This is a genomic window from Burkholderia sp. LMU1-1-1.1 (genome assembly GCF_040675865.1).
Taxonomy (GTDB): Bacteria; Pseudomonadota; Gammaproteobacteria; order Burkholderiales; family Burkholderiaceae_D; genus Rugamonas.
Genome location: NZ_JBEGHG010000012.1, coordinates 563,712 through 576,959, shown reverse-complemented (window position 1 = coordinate 576,959; position 13,248 = coordinate 563,712). Strand labels below are relative to the sequence as shown.

12 protein-coding genes are annotated in these 13,248 nt (G+C 65.3%); 7 read left to right on the top strand and 5 right to left on the bottom strand.

Translation table 11 applies throughout. The features are described from left to right. Nucleotides 1–303: 303 nt before the first annotated feature. Nucleotides 304–1,197: a family 43 glycosylhydrolase gene (locus MRBLMU1_RS14240; RefSeq protein ID WP_363502366.1), complete on the bottom strand. Its 894-nt coding sequence runs from the start codon at nt 1,195–1,197 to the stop codon at nt 304–306. A 123-nt stretch (nt 1,198–1,320) separates the two neighbouring features. Continuing rightward, nucleotides 1,321–2,952 carry a M28 family peptidase gene (locus MRBLMU1_RS14235; protein WP_363502364.1) on the bottom strand — a complete coding sequence of 544 codons (1,632 nt, stop codon included), beginning with the start codon at nt 2,950–2,952 and terminating at the stop codon, nt 1,321–1,323. Between the two features lie 125 nt (nt 2,953–3,077). Between MRBLMU1_RS14235 and gluQRS the strand changes: the two genes are divergently transcribed. Both gluQRS and MRBLMU1_RS14225 read left to right on the top strand, forming a co-directional pair. Beyond that, nucleotides 3,078–4,001 carry a tRNA glutamyl-Q(34) synthetase GluQRS gene (gene gluQRS / locus MRBLMU1_RS14230; RefSeq protein WP_363502362.1) on the top strand — a complete coding sequence of 308 codons (924 nt, stop codon included), beginning with the start codon at nt 3,078–3,080 and terminating at the stop codon, nt 3,999–4,001. A 68-nt stretch (nt 4,002–4,069) separates the two neighbouring features. Beyond that, complete coding sequence (locus MRBLMU1_RS14225) at nt 4,070–5,572, top strand: CYTH and CHAD domain-containing protein (RefSeq protein WP_363502360.1); 1,503 nt, start codon at nt 4,070–4,072, stop codon at nt 5,570–5,572. A gap of 90 nt (nt 5,573–5,662) precedes the next feature. Here MRBLMU1_RS14225 and MRBLMU1_RS14220 read toward each other — a convergent pair whose 3' ends face one another. The 3 genes from MRBLMU1_RS14220 to MRBLMU1_RS14210 all read right to left on the bottom strand — a co-directional run bounded on the left by MRBLMU1_RS14220 (nt 5,663) and on the right by MRBLMU1_RS14210 (nt 7,798). Beyond that, complete coding sequence (locus MRBLMU1_RS14220) at nt 5,663–6,085, bottom strand: hypothetical protein (protein ID WP_363502358.1); 423 nt, start codon at nt 6,083–6,085, stop codon at nt 5,663–5,665. A gap of 36 nt (nt 6,086–6,121) precedes the next feature. Beyond that, nucleotides 6,122–6,721, bottom strand: a complete 600-nt coding sequence (locus MRBLMU1_RS14215) for a LysE family translocator (RefSeq protein ID WP_363502356.1) — start codon at nt 6,719–6,721, stop codon at nt 6,122–6,124. A 96-nt stretch (nt 6,722–6,817) separates the two neighbouring features. Continuing rightward, a complete protein-coding gene (locus MRBLMU1_RS14210; RefSeq protein ID WP_363502354.1) occupies nt 6,818–7,798 on the bottom strand; it encodes a LysR family transcriptional regulator in 981 nt (326 codons plus the stop codon). A gap of 101 nt (nt 7,799–7,899) precedes the next feature. Here MRBLMU1_RS14210 and MRBLMU1_RS14205 point away from each other — a divergent pair, with 101 nt between their 5' ends. The 5 genes from MRBLMU1_RS14205 to MRBLMU1_RS14185 all read left to right on the top strand — a co-directional run bounded on the left by MRBLMU1_RS14205 (nt 7,900) and on the right by MRBLMU1_RS14185 (nt 13,191). Then, on the top strand, nt 7,900–8,616 hold the full coding sequence (locus MRBLMU1_RS14205; RefSeq protein ID WP_363502352.1) for an HAD family hydrolase: 717 nt from the start codon (nt 7,900–7,902) through the stop codon (nt 8,614–8,616). A 110-nt stretch (nt 8,617–8,726) separates the two neighbouring features. Continuing rightward, entirely contained in the window at nt 8,727–10,001 is a 1,275-nt protein-coding gene (locus tag MRBLMU1_RS14200) for an NAD(P)/FAD-dependent oxidoreductase (protein ID WP_363502350.1), read from the top strand. Nucleotides 10,002–10,058: 57 nt separating this feature from the next. After that, complete coding sequence (locus MRBLMU1_RS14195; RefSeq protein ID WP_363502348.1) at nt 10,059–11,606, top strand: hypothetical protein; 1,548 nt, start codon at nt 10,059–10,061, stop codon at nt 11,604–11,606. An 8-nt stretch (nt 11,607–11,614) separates the two neighbouring features. Beyond that, nucleotides 11,615–12,163: a DinB family protein gene (locus MRBLMU1_RS14190; RefSeq protein WP_363502346.1), complete on the top strand. Its 549-nt coding sequence runs from the start codon at nt 11,615–11,617 to the stop codon at nt 12,161–12,163. After that, nucleotides 12,160–13,191 carry a 2-hydroxyacid dehydrogenase gene (locus MRBLMU1_RS14185; protein ID WP_363502344.1) on the top strand — a complete coding sequence of 344 codons (1,032 nt, stop codon included), beginning with the start codon at nt 12,160–12,162 and terminating at the stop codon, nt 13,189–13,191. The genes MRBLMU1_RS14190 and MRBLMU1_RS14185 overlap by 4 nt, the downstream gene beginning before the upstream one ends. The last annotated feature ends 57 nt before the right edge of the window (nt 13,192–13,248 follow it).

Sequence of the window (13,248 nt, the reverse complement as noted above, 5' to 3'; positions counted from 1 at the left end):
TGCTCGACCTGAAAGCGCAACGACCCGGACGAAAATTCGACCGGGTCGTTAAAGCGGTGGCGCAGCGATATCCAGAGAAACGATTAACTAAGAAAACTTAACTTAGCGGCATTAGGGTCAGGTCCACTTTTTCTACACGGGCTGGGCGGTAAGGCCGGTGGCGGCTCGGTGGCGGATTACGGCGTTCCGCCTCTCAAGTCCTCCGGCAGGAGGACGCTCTTTCGATGGCCCCCCGGCGGATTGGCGGGCCTCGCCCGCCAATCCGCCCTACGTGTCTCCGCAGTAATTCAACCTTTGTGAGCCTTATTTACGGCGCATCTTGCCGTCGGCGCTGTATTCGATTTCCTGCAACAGGATCGAGCGGCGATGGTCGCCGCCGCCGGGCAATACGTTGTCGTGGTAGAACAGCAGCGTCTTGCCATCATGCTCCAGTATCGCCTGGTGATTGGTCGATATCTTCAGGAAGTCGATCAGCACGCCGCGATACTCAAACGGCCCCAGCGGCGACTTGCCGGTCGCGTAGACGATCTGCCCCGGCCAGCCGGTCGAGAACGAGAAATAATACACACCCTTGTGCTGATGCAGGAACGGCGCTTCGCCGTACGCGGTCTTGGCCGGGAATTTGTCCACCACCACATTCTTGATGCCGCCCACCGCGCTCTTCAAGTCGGACGACAGCTCGACCACCTTCGGCACCCGCGTGCCAAAGTACAAATAGATACGCTTATCCTTGTCGATAAACACCGCCGGATCGATGGGCTCGTCGCCCGCATTGGCGTCGCGCGGCGTTTCGACCAGGGGCTTGCCGATCAGGTCGACGAACGGCCCCATCGGGCTATCGCTGACGGCCACGCCGATTTGCTTGCCACCCACCGGCGCAAAGAAATAGTATTTGCCGCCATGTTCGACCGCCTCCGGCGCCCACGCCTTGGCGTCCGCGCTGGCCCATTTGAAGATACTGGCCGGCAAAATCGGACCGTGATCCTTCCAGCTCTTCAAATCCGGCGACGTCAACACCCGCCATGAGGTCGAGTCCCAGTACTTGCCCGAATTGTTTTGATCGTCGGTCGCGTAGACGACGTACTGCCCGGCGAAAAAGTGCGGCGATGGATCGGCGGCGAAATTTTTAGTCAGCAACGTCTGCGCGCTTGCGCACGCGCCGGCTGCAAGCAGCACGGTGGCCAGAATGGTTTTCACGAAGTCTCCAGTATTTTTATTGAGGCAATGGTAAAACTGAGAATGACCGCCGAGATATAACTTTATTGAGTGCAGCCATAAAAAAAAGCAGCCACGAGGGCTGCTTTCACAAACCGCCAGTGCTTACTTGGCGTTGCGCGGCTTGGCGAACGCGTCGCCGGCCTTCCATTCAGGCAGTTTCGGGCTGTCGGCGATCATGCGGCCCAGGTTCAGCGTGTACTGCGCCATCTGCACCATGCCCGACAGGTCCCAGCTCGGGTCGTACTCGTCGCTGACCTGATGGTAGCGCTTGCCGTACGCATCCGCCTTCAGCTTGGAGCCGGCCGGATCCTGGATGTATTCGCGGCCGCCGTCGATCGAGAACGCCGGCACGCCCTGCTTGGCGAAGCTGAAGTGGTCGCTGCGGAAATAGCCACCGGCCAGATCCGGTTCAGCCTTGGCGATATGCATGCCCATGGCCTTGGCGGCGGCCTCCGCCATTTTGCCCAGTTCGGTGCGCTCGCTGCCCTGGGTGCCGATATCGCGCGTGGCGCCGACAAAATTCAGGCTGTCCAGGTTCAGGTTGGCGGCCGTCTTCGCCAGCGGCCACAGCGGCGCCGTCGCGTAGGCCGCGCTGCCCAGCAGCCCCTGCTCCTCGGCGGCGACCCACAGGAACATCTGGCTGCGCTTGGCCGGCGCGCGCACCGCCTGTTGCGCCATCGCCAGCAAGCCGGCCGTGCCCGAAGCGTTGTCGACCGCGCCGTTGAAGATGGTGTCCGCGCCCTCGCCCTGCTTGCCCAGGTGATCGTAGTGCGCGCTGTAAATGACGACTTCATCCTTCAGCTTCGGATCGGTGCCCGGCACCACGGCGGCGACGTTGAACTGCTCGACCTTGCGCACGGCCGCCTTCATTTCGCCGCTCAGCTTGGCGGCCAGCGGCACCGGCTTGAAGTCCTTGCTTTCGGCGGCGGTGCGCAGCGCGTCCAAATCCTGGCCGGCGGCCTTGAACAGGTTGCGCGCGGTGTCGTCGGTCATCCAGCCCTGCAGCTCGGTCCCGAGGGTGCCCGCCGCCAGCTGGAAGCGCTCCACGCCCGACCAGCTGTTCTGGATCACGCTCCAGCCATACGACGCGCTCGGCGTCGTATGGATCAGCAACACGCCGGCGGCGCCCTGGCGCTTGGCTTCCTCGAACTTGTAGGTCCAGCGGCCGTAGTACGTCAGGCCCTTGCCGTTGAAACGGTTGGGCTGCTCGGCGCTCGGCTGCGGATCGTTGACCATCATGACCAGGATCTTGCCTTTGAGGTTGGCGCCCTTGAAATCGTCCCACTGCTCGTCCTGCGCGGTGATGCCGTAGCCGACGAACACCAGGTCCGCGTCGAAGCTGTGCGCGGCCGTCGCGTCGCCCGGCGCGAACACCCAGTCCTTGCCAAAGCTGATCGGCAGCGCCTGGCCGCCCGCTTCCAGCTTCAGCGTGCTCTCGGCCGGCAGCGTCTTGACGCCGGCGATCTGGACCGCCTGGCGATAGCTGTCGCCGTTGCCCGGTTTCAGGCCCAGCGCCAGCGACTGCGTTTCCAGATACGAGACGGTCAGGTCGGCGCCGCGCTGGCCGGTGCCCCGGCCCTCCAGCAAATCGCTGGACAGGAACGCGAGGTGCGCGCGCAATGGCGCTTCCTGCACCACGACAGCGGTTTTGCCGCTGGCCGCTTGTGCGGGGAAAGCCAACGCCAGGCTGATGGCCAAGGCGGAGGCAACAAAGGATGGGGTCATTTTTTGCATGATGTCCTGAAGGCGTGGATGATGAGTGCGCTAATTAGCGCGCGCACATTGTAAGACATTTGCCGGGGCCGCCGAACGCCATCCATTGCGCAGCGCAGCATGGGCCGCCGCGTTAAAATGGCGGCATGACCGATCGCGACAACCCCGCTGACAACTACATAGGCCGCTTCGCGCCCTCCCCCACCGGCCCGCTGCACATCGGTTCGCTGGTGGCGGCCATGGCCAGCTACCTGGACGCCAAGGCGCACCACGGCCAGTGGCTGGTGCGCATCGAGGATGTCGACGGCGACCGCAACGTCGCCGGCGCCGACCAGCACATCCTGGCCTCGCTGCAACGCTGCGGCATGCGCTGGGATGGCGAGGTCACCTGGCAAAGCCGCCGCACAGCCTTATACGAGCAAGCGCTGCCGCGCCTGGGCGACCTGGTCTACCCCTGCGGCTGCTCCCGCAAGGAAATCGCCGATTCGCAATTGAGCCTGACCGGCAGGCAAGCGCAGGCGCTGATCTACCCCGGCACCTGCCGCCACGGCCTGGCGCCGGGCAAGACCGCCCGCGCGCTGCGCCTGAAAGTGCCGCAATCGCCGCACTGCGTGATCGGCTTCGACGACCGCTGGGCCGGCCACGTCAGCCAGGACCTGACCGACGACGCGGGCGACTTCGTCATCAAACGCGCCGACGGCTTCTGGGCTTATCAACTGGCGGTGGTGGTCGACGACGGCGACCAGCGCGTCACCGACATCGTGCGCGGCGCCGACCTGCTCGACTCGACCCCACGCCAGATCTATCTGCAACAGGCGCTCGGCCTGCGGCAGCCGCGTTACCTGCACGTACCGGTGGTGGTCAACGAACTGGGCGAGAAATTGTCCAAGCAGACCGGCGCCATGGCCTTCGACAACGGCGCGGCGCCGGACATGCTGCTGCAACAGGCGCTGCTGCCGGCAGCGCGCTTCCTCGGCATGGATTTCCAGGCCGACACGATCGAAGGCTTCTGGCGGGCCGCCACACCGGCCTGGGAACAAGTTCTGCGGAATCTGCCTATTTCGCGGTAGTCTCGACCTCGCTCAAGTCCGGCAGAGGCGTGCGCCGCCCGCCCGGATTTTTCATCTACACTGGCGCCATGGAAGTCGAACTCAAACTACTACTCGCCCCCGCCGACAATGAGGCGCTGATGGGCCACCCGCTGATCGCCGCCCACGCCAGCGGTCCCGCGCGCGCACAACAGATGACGGCGCGCTACTTCGATACGCCGGATCTGCATTTCCTGCACCACGGCGCCGGCCTGCGCGTGCGCAAGGTCGGCGAAGAGTGGATACAAACGATGAAGGCCGGCGGCAGCGTGCAAAGCGGCTTGCATAGCCGCAATGAGTGGGAATGTCCGGTGGACCGTGCGTGGCCGCGCCTGGGCCGCCTGCGCAAGCTGATCGGCAACGATCCGCAGTGGCGGGACATGCTGGACCTGCCTGATCTGAAGGAGCGGCTGGAGCCGCTGTTCGTGGTGGAGGTCGTGCGCCACACCTGGAATCTGGAAATCGAAGGCAATTCGATCGAGCTGGTGCTCGACCAGGGCCACATCGAACGCCACGGCCGCAAAATCGACATCAACGAGATCGAACTGGAGCTCAAGGAAGGCGAACCGGCCGCGCTGTACGCCTTCGCGCTGGAACTGCACAAGCAGATTCCCCTGCGGCTCAGCAACATCAGCAAGGCCGAACGGGGCTACCTGCTGTGCCGCCAAACCGGCACAGCGCCCTACCGCGCCCAGGCGCTGACCCTGGACAAGGACAACACCGTCGGCGAGGCGCTCAAGACCATCCTCGACAACTGCCTGCAACACATCCAGCGCAACGAGGACGCCGTCATCCATGGCGACGACCCCGAAACCTTGCACCAGATGCGCGTCGGCCTGCGCCGCCTGCGCTCGGCGCTAAAACTGTTCGACAACGTCGCACCCTGTCCGGAAACGCTGGCGGCCGACATCGCCTGGCTGGGCACGGAGCTGGGCGCCGCGCGCGACGCCGACGTGCTGCTGATGTCGACCTTGCCGCGCATCCAGTCCAATCCCGGCGGCAAGAACGGCCTGCTGGAACTACAAGCGCTGGCATTGGCGGCCGCGCGCGGCTACCGCAAAACGGCGGCGCAGGCGCTGCTGTCGCCGCGCTACACGCAACTGCTGTTGTCGATGGGCGTGTGGATGCAGCACATCGCCACGGACGTCCCCGACAGTCCGCTGCCGAAATTCGTCCACTCGACGATGCAGCGCCTGCACAAGCAATTGATCAAGCGCGCCAACCGCATGGACGACGATGACGCCGCCTCCATCCACCGCACCCGCATCGCCGCCAAGCGCGGCAGGTACGCGCTGGAATTTTTCCACTCGCTGTACCGCCAGAAAGGCTCGCGCCAATATCTGAAGACGCTGGCGGCGATCCAGTCGGAGTTGGGCCAGCACAACGACCTGATCATCGCCGACCGGCTGCTGCAGGAAATGGCCGAGCAGCATCCCGATGCGGCCGACACCATCGGTTATGCGCGCGGCTATCTACAGGCGTTGCAGTCGCAGAAGCCGGTCGACCTCGACGAGCTTCGCGCCACCTTGCATCAGCTCAAGCTGCCGCACTAAACCCAACCCCGTTTCCCGAATCGCGACGCGCGCGTCTCAGCTTAGGGGTCGTACCCCTTGGGGTACGACCCCGCATGGCCGTGCGGGTTACTACCGCGCCGCGGCGCTCGCGGCCGGCACCGGCTTCGACGTCACCGTCCAGGCCAGCGTGCCGGTGCACTTGGCCTGCACCACCGCCGACAACGCCTGGTCGGCCTCCTCGCTCGCCAGCGGATACTCCTTGCTCCCCTCGATCTTGAAATGCAGCTCGGGCATGGTGGAACTGGCCGTTTTCGACAGCACCGGCGTGTAGCCACGCTCGGCCAATATTTGCCGGCAAGGCTCAAGGCCCTTCAAATCGAACGATTCGAGCCTGATGCTGAACACCCAGCGCTCCGCGACGCCGCGCGCGGCCAGCACCGGGTCGGGCAGCATCAGGTTCGATGGCAGGGTGGCGGCACCGGCATTGGCGGCAAGCACGGAGGCGGCCAGCAAGGCGGCGCGGACGACGGCGGGAACAATACGGCGATACATGGGCATTCCTCAAAATCCAATCAAGCCGCCATGGTATCAGCCCACGAGAATTGGATACAGCGTGGCCACCAACAGCAGCGCCATCACCACGTTAAAAATGCGCACCGAGCGCGGGTCCTGCAACAGGCGGCGCATGGCCACGCCGAACATCGCCCAGGCCCCGACGCAAAAGATGCCGATCACGCCGAACACGCCTGCCAGCTGCGCCACATCCCCGATGCCGAAGCCTTGAGGCAGGTAGGTGGTCAGCGCGCTGACGGCCATGACCCATGCTTTGGGATTCACCCACTGAAATGCGGCCGCGCCGACGAACCCCATCGGCTTTGACCGCGCCGCCTGCTCGGCGTTCATCGGCGCCGCGTGGGCCAGCTTCCAAGCCAGCCACAGGAGGTAGATCGCCCCGGCGTACTTGAGTATCAGTTGCAGCATCGGAAACTGCACAAACACCGCATGCAGGCCCAGTCCAGTGGCAAAAATCATGAAGGCGAAGCCACAGCAGATCCCGAACAGATGCGGCAGCGAGCGCGCGAAACCATAGTTCAGACCGGAGGCCATGATCATGGCGTTGTTCGGTCCGGGCGTGATGGAACTGACGACGGCAAAAGTGCACAGGGGCAGCAGCAAATCGGGCGACATATTTTTTCCAGTGACGATGAGGTGCCTCTATTGTAGGCGTAACTGTGTTGGCGTGTACCAGTACACTTATGCACACCATGCGCCCACGTGTATTGGTCACTTCGCCGGTACGACCCTGGCCGTCCGCGCCGGCTTGCGCTGCCGGCCCAGCAGTTTGTAGAAACTCTCCAACTCCCGCCGCACCAGGTCCTGGCCGTTTTCAATGACGAAGTCCTGGAACGACGCGGCCACTTTGGGAATCGGCTGGCCGCTCAGGTGCATGATGTGCCAGTCCGCCTCCACCGGATTCTCCTGCATCGGCAGGATCGCCAGCAGGCCGGCCTCGAACTCCAATCCGCAGGCGTGGACCGACAAAAATCCCAGTCCCAGCCCGGCCGACACCATGCGCTTGATCGCCTCGTTGCTCGACACCTCGGAGCCGAATTCGGCCGGATGCCCGGCCTCGCGCAGCAGCTTCTCGACCGCCGTGCGGGTACCGGAGCCGCGTTCGCGCACCATCAGGTTGGCGGCCATGACGTCGTTGAGCGTGATTTTTTTCTTCTTCATCAGCGGGTGCGCGGGGCTGGCGACGAACGCCATCGGATGCCGCGCGAACTTGGCCGCGTTGGTGCGCAGCTCGCGCGGCGGCGTGCCCATGATCGCCAGGTCGATCTCCTGGCGCGCCAGCATATTGACGATCTCCGAGCGGTTCCCCACCTGTAGCTTGAGGCGCACGTCCGGCCGCTTGATGGTGAACGGCACCAGCATCGGCGGCAGCAAATGCTCGGCGGTGGTGACGGCGCCGATGCGCAGCGTACCGCTGGTGACCCCCTGCAGCGCCGCCAGTTCGTCGCCGGCCTGCTCCAGCAGCCGCAGGATGCGCTCCGAGAAGGTGGCCATCACCTCGCCGGCGGCGGTCAGCTGGATATTGCGTCCCACCTTGCGCGTGAGCGCGATGCCGGCGATGTCCTCCAGCGTGCGCAATTGCAGCGAGACGGCCGGCTGCGTGACGTGCATCGCCTCGGCGGCGCGCGACACGCTCTCGTGGCGGGCCACCAAAACCAGCGATTGCAGCTGGCGGAAACTGGCGTGATACATAAGCTTTCCCTTATCAACTATCGAATATCTTTAATTTTTCTTTTGTAGATTCTACCGTTATATTTACGTCAATGCGATAGATCAAATTTTGAGGGAACGATATGAGCATAGACGTGATCTTCCTTGGCCTCGACGGCGTACTGTTCGACACCGAAGCGCTGCATCTGGCGGCCTGCAACGCGGCCTTCGCCAACGCCGGCCTGTCGATACGCTGGACCGCGTCCGCCCTGCGCGCTGCCGCCGCCACCCACGGCTATGCCCGCGCCATCGGCACCGTCATCACCCGCGAGCTGTTCTCGCGCAGCAAAGACCGAGGCCGCGCGGCAGAACTGTACGCCGACAAGCACCGCCAGTTCCACCAGGCGATCATCGACTCCCCGCCGGTGGCGCTGCCGGCCACGCTCACGCTGATCGACGACGCCATCGCCGCCGGCTGCAAGATCTGCATCCTCACCGACCTGCCGGCGCCGGCCACGTCGGCGCTGCTGGCCAACAGCTTCGGCGCGCATGTCAACAGCGTGTTCACGGTGGTCACCGGCGGCGCCAGTTTCGACGGCCCGTCCGGCACCGGCCCCTATGCCAAGGCGTTGCACGCGATGGGCGTGGACCCGGGCGACTCCATCGCCATCGACACGGCCGTCCCGAGCCTGCGCGCCGCCGAGGAAGCCGGCCTGTGGACGGTCTCGGTCGCACCCTACGGCGCCGACGTGGTCCGCCCGCGCCAATTCATCACCTTCGAAGCGCTGAACGAACTGCGCTCCAGCCCCTACACCCCGGACCAGCAGCAAGACCAGAACCACCAAAATCTGGCCGCATAGGACGCAAACGCGGAACAACTACGGAAACACGTAGGGTGGATTAGCGCAAAGCGCGTAATCGGCCAAGCTCCGCCACCAGCACCAAACGACTCACCAACCTGGAGAAAAAAATGGAAACGATCGTCATCGTAGGGGGAGGTGCGGGCGGACTGGAACTCGCCACCCGTCTTGGAGACACAATGGGCGCCGGCAAGCGCGCCCGCATCCTGCTGGTGGACCGCTCCCCGGGCCACTTCTGGAAGCCGCTGCTGCACACCGTCGCCTCCGGAAAATGCGACCCGCAAGTCACGGAACTCTCCTTCACCGCGCAAGCCATGGACCACGACTTCGAATTCCTGCAAGGCGAAGTCCTGTGCGTGGACCGCGCCCACCAAACCATCACCCTCACCCCGCGCGGCGGCCGGCAAGACGACGGCGTCTGCCGCACCATCGGCTACGACAAGCTGGTGCTGGCCCTCGGCGCGGTCACCAACTTCTACAGCGTCCCCGGCGCCGCCCGCCACGCGATGACCCTCGACAGCGTGGCCGACGCCGAGGCCTTCCGCCGCCGCTTCGTCGACGGCTGCATCCGCGCCGGCGAGCGCAAGGAACAGCTCAATGTCGTCATCGTCGGCGGCGGCGCCACCGGCGTCGAACTGGCGGCGGAGCTGAGCAACAGCGCCCGCGCGCTGGCCGACTACCGCGTGCACACGCTCGATCCGGAGCGCGACATCCGCATCACCGTCATCGAGCGCGGCGACAACCTGCTGCCGCACCTGCACCCGCTGCAATCGCAGCGCGCCGCCAACCATCTGCGCTCGCTCGGCATCGACGTGCGCACCGCCACGGCCGTCGCCCACGTCACCGACAACGCCGTGATCGACACCACCGGCGCCGCCCATCGCGCCGACCTGACCTTATGGGCCGCTGGCGTCGAAGCGCCGGAGCTGTGCGCCACGCTCGGCCTGACGCTCAACCACATCCGCCAGATCGTGGTCGATTCCAGCCTGCGCGCCGCCTGCGACAGCCGCATCCACGCCTTCGGCGACTGCGCCAGCTATGTCTGCCCGATCAAGGGCGCGGCGCCGCCGCGCGCGCAGGTCGCGCACCAGCAGGCGATGTTCCTGGCCGAGCTGCTATCGCGCCGCGAGGACGGGCCACGGCCGGAATTCCGCTACCACGACTACGGCTCGCTGGTTTCGCTCGGACCGCAGGCGGCGGTCGGCGTGCTGACGGGCGCGCTCACCGGCAAGAGCATCCGTGTCGGCGGTGCGGCGGCCAGCCTGCTGTATGCGCTGATGTACCAAAAACACCTGTTGCAGCTGCATGGCAGCCTGCGCATGGCGGCCCAAACGCTGGTGGACTGGCTGCGCGCGAAAATCCTGCCGCCGGTGCGATTGCACTAGTGCCAGACCCGGTGCCGCCCGGTGCCCAACGCCGGGGAACCGTTCTATAATGGGTTCATGACGACCATCACTCCATTCAACCGGGACACGGCCGCTAACGCGGCGGCCGGCGTCGCCGCATCGCCCTCCCGCTCCACGTCAGCGACCGCCAGCGGCCAGGCCTCCGGTACGCGTAGCGGCGGCTCTTCCACCATGGTGTCGCTCAGCGGCGGCCAGGATGCCCAACAGCCCAAGGCCGTGGTGTGGGAGAACCGCACCCGAAGCACCTCCAGCACTATGATGGCGCGAAACTTCGCCGAGCAGCCGCCGGCCGGACGCCTCAAGGGCCTCGGCGGCGAGCTGCTGAAGCAGGTGGCCTACGACGGCGGGGATTTCTCGCAATCGATCCAGCAAGCCCCGAGCGGCGTGCAAGCTGATACCTACGACATGCTGGTATCGCCGTCGCAGGTGTCCCAGCACGGCATGGGCGACAACCGCATCGGCCTGACCATCACCACCCGCAGCGGCGTCTCGGTCGAGCTGTCGCTGGACGCCGGCGACAACAGCATCGCGGTCGAAGCCAAGAGCAGCGGCAAGCTCACCGAAGTGGAACGCAAGGCGCTGGGCAAACTGTCGGAAGCCTTCCAGAAAGCGGTCGACGGCCTGACCGAAGACCCGCCGCGCGTCGACCTGGCCGGCCTGACGCAGTTCGATGGCGCGGTCCTGTCATCGGTCGATCTGAAGGGCGAGATCAAACTCAATCCCAAGGAAACGCAGCGGCTCGAATTCCATGCCGACAGCGGCAAGCGCACGGTCAATTTCAGCGGTCCCGATGGCGTGGCCAAGATCGGCGTGGACCTCAGCCAGCCCGCCAGCTGGGGCAACAAGGAACAGCAGGCCAAGGCGCTCAACCGCTATCTGCAACAGGTCGACCAGGCCGGCATGCGCGGCCAGGGCAACGCCGCCATGCTCACCATGTTCAAGGACGCGCTGGTCGACATGAACAGCGACTACGGCACGCCGCCGGTGGCGCCGCGCGACATGCTGCTCACCGACCGCGATCGCGCGACGACCACCGGCCTGGCGGACTTCACCGCCTCCGTCACGCAAACCGAGGTGGCGTCCAATCCCGCCAAGTCCACCGAGAAGGACAGCTTCGCCTACGAGTTGTCGCAAAAGACCAAAATCTCCGGCCGCTCGCAGATGGACCTGGCGCTCTCGCAGCAACAGCAGTCGCACCTGAAGGCGCGCTACCACGCTCCGGTGTCGCCGACCGCGACGCTGGCGCTGGACCTGGAGCCGCAATCGCAGAACTACAAATACATGATGGTCGATGAATCGGCCAGCAGCACCACCAGCATCGAGTATGACCAGGGCAAACTGGTGAAGGCCTCGCTGGAGATGCAGGCCAGCCGCTCGACGCGGGTGCTGGAATACATGTTCGGCAAGCTCAAGGACGACCACACCACGCCGTCCGGCAAGGCGATGACGCGCGACCTGCTGCCGACGCTCGATCCGGAGGACGGCGGCCAGTCCATGGACGACTACGAACGCGCGCAGATGCTGGCCAAGGTGAACGACGCCATCTTCCTGCAATCGGATCCCGATGCGCTTACAAGTAACTGAGCAAGTGAATGAGCACACCTGAGCACTTCGTCCTGCTGGCCGCCTACAACGCCGACATGAACCGCAACCTCTACGCGGCGGCGGCCAAGCTGCCGCCGGGAGAACTGACGGCGGACCGCAAAGCCTTCTTCGGCTCCCTCGCCGGCACCATGAACCACCTGCTGGCCGGCGACACCATCTGGCTTAAACGCTTCGCCACGCATCCGGCCAATTTTCCAGCGCTGGCCGCGATGAGCGGGATCCCGCAGCCAGGCGGCTTGGCGCACAGCTTCAGCGACGACCTGCCCACCCTGCGCCGCCACCGCGAACAGCTGGACGCCGTCATCAGCGCCTGGGTGCCGCAGCTCACCGCCGCCGACCTGGCGCATGCTTTCGAATACCGCAGCACCAGGGGGGATGTCTACCGCAAGCACTTCGGCAGCGTGCTGGCGCACTTTTTCAACCACCAGACCCACCACCGCGGCCAGGCCAGTACGCTGCTAACCCAGGCCGGCGTCGATATCGGCGTCACCGATCTGCTGCTGTGGGTACCCGACCTGGAACCTCCAACTCCATGAAAATCGCCGTCTACAGCGCCCAGCCCTACGACCGCCGCTTCCTCGACGAGGCACGGCTCGAAGCGGTTGAAACAACGCCGGCGTCGCCGATCGACGCCGTCTACTTCGCCAACCGCCTGACCCTCGACACGGTGCCGCTGGCCCACGGCTGCACGGTGGTCTGCGTGTTCGTCAACGACCTCCTCGACGCGGAAGTGCTGGAAGCCTTGCACGCGCTGGGCGTGCGCGCCGTGCTGCTGCGCTGCGCCGGCTTCAACAACGTCGACGTGCAAGCCGGCGGGCGGCTCGGCATGTTCATGGCGCGCGTGCCCACCTACGCGCCGGAAGCGGTGGCCGAGCACGCGCTGGCGCTGGTGATGACGCTCAACCGCCACACGCACCGTGCCTACGCGCGCGTCCGCGAGGGCAATTTCTCGCTCGACGGGCTGCTTGGCATGACCCTGCACGGCAAGACCGTCGGCATCGTCGGCGCCGGCCAGATCGGCACCGCCGCCGCCCGCATCTTCAAGGGCATCGGTTGCACGGTGCTGGTCAGCGATCCGGCGCCGCAGCTGCAGCTGCAACTGGGCGCCATCGCCGCGCGCGTCACACTGGAACAGCTGCTGGCGCAATCGGACATCGTCTCCCTGCATTGCCCGCTGATGGACGCCACGCGCCACATGATCAACGCCGCCAGCCTGGCGCTGATGAAGCCCGGGGCGATGTTGGTCAACACCTCGCGCGGCGCGCTGATCGACACGATGGCCGTCATCGCCGCGCTCAAGTCCAAGCATTTGGGCGCGCTGGCCATCGACGTCTATGAGCAGGAAAGCGACCTGTTTTTCCACGATCATTCGAGCGACATCATCGACGATGACGTCTTCCAGCGCCTAATGACGTTCCCGAATGTGCTGGTCACCGGCCACCAGGGCTTTTTCACCATCGAAGCGATGCGCGAAATCGCCGCCGTCACCTTCGCCAACCTGGCCGCCTTCATGCGCGGCGAACCGACGGCCAACGCGCTGGCGGCCAGGGCGCCGCCGACTTAGCATCGCAATCCTCAAAAAAGTGATCACCCGGCGGTGTTTTCCCCGGTAACATCACCG

Bases quoted from the DNA above. Each gene is read 5' to 3' on its own strand.
- MRBLMU1_RS14215 (WP_363502356.1), bottom strand. From the start codon at position 6,721: ATGTCGCCCGATTTGCTGCTGCCCCTGTGCACTTTTGCCGTCGTCAGT.
- MRBLMU1_RS14195 (WP_363502348.1), top strand. From the start codon at position 10,059: ATGACGACCATCACTCCATTCAACCGGGACACGGCCGCTAACGCGGCG.
- MRBLMU1_RS14185 (WP_363502344.1), top strand. From the start codon at position 12,160: ATGAAAATCGCCGTCTACAGCGCCCAGCCCTACGACCGCCGCTTCCTC.
- MRBLMU1_RS14205 (WP_363502352.1), top strand. From the start codon at position 7,900: ATGAGCATAGACGTGATCTTCCTTGGCCTCGACGGCGTACTGTTCGAC.
- gluQRS (WP_363502362.1), top strand. From the start codon at position 3,078: ATGACCGATCGCGACAACCCCGCTGACAACTACATAGGCCGCTTCGCG.
- MRBLMU1_RS14200 (WP_363502350.1), top strand. From the start codon at position 8,727: ATGGAAACGATCGTCATCGTAGGGGGAGGTGCGGGCGGACTGGAACTC.
- MRBLMU1_RS14235 (WP_363502364.1), bottom strand. From the start codon at position 2,952: ATGCAAAAAATGACCCCATCCTTTGTTGCCTCCGCCTTGGCCATCAGC.
- MRBLMU1_RS14210 (WP_363502354.1), bottom strand. From the start codon at position 7,798: ATGTATCACGCCAGTTTCCGCCAGCTGCAATCGCTGGTTTTGGTGGCC.
- MRBLMU1_RS14225 (WP_363502360.1), top strand. From the start codon at position 4,070: ATGGAAGTCGAACTCAAACTACTACTCGCCCCCGCCGACAATGAGGCG.
- MRBLMU1_RS14190 (WP_363502346.1), top strand. From the start codon at position 11,615: ATGAGCACACCTGAGCACTTCGTCCTGCTGGCCGCCTACAACGCCGAC.
- MRBLMU1_RS14220 (WP_363502358.1), bottom strand. From the start codon at position 6,085: ATGTATCGCCGTATTGTTCCCGCCGTCGTCCGCGCCGCCTTGCTGGCC.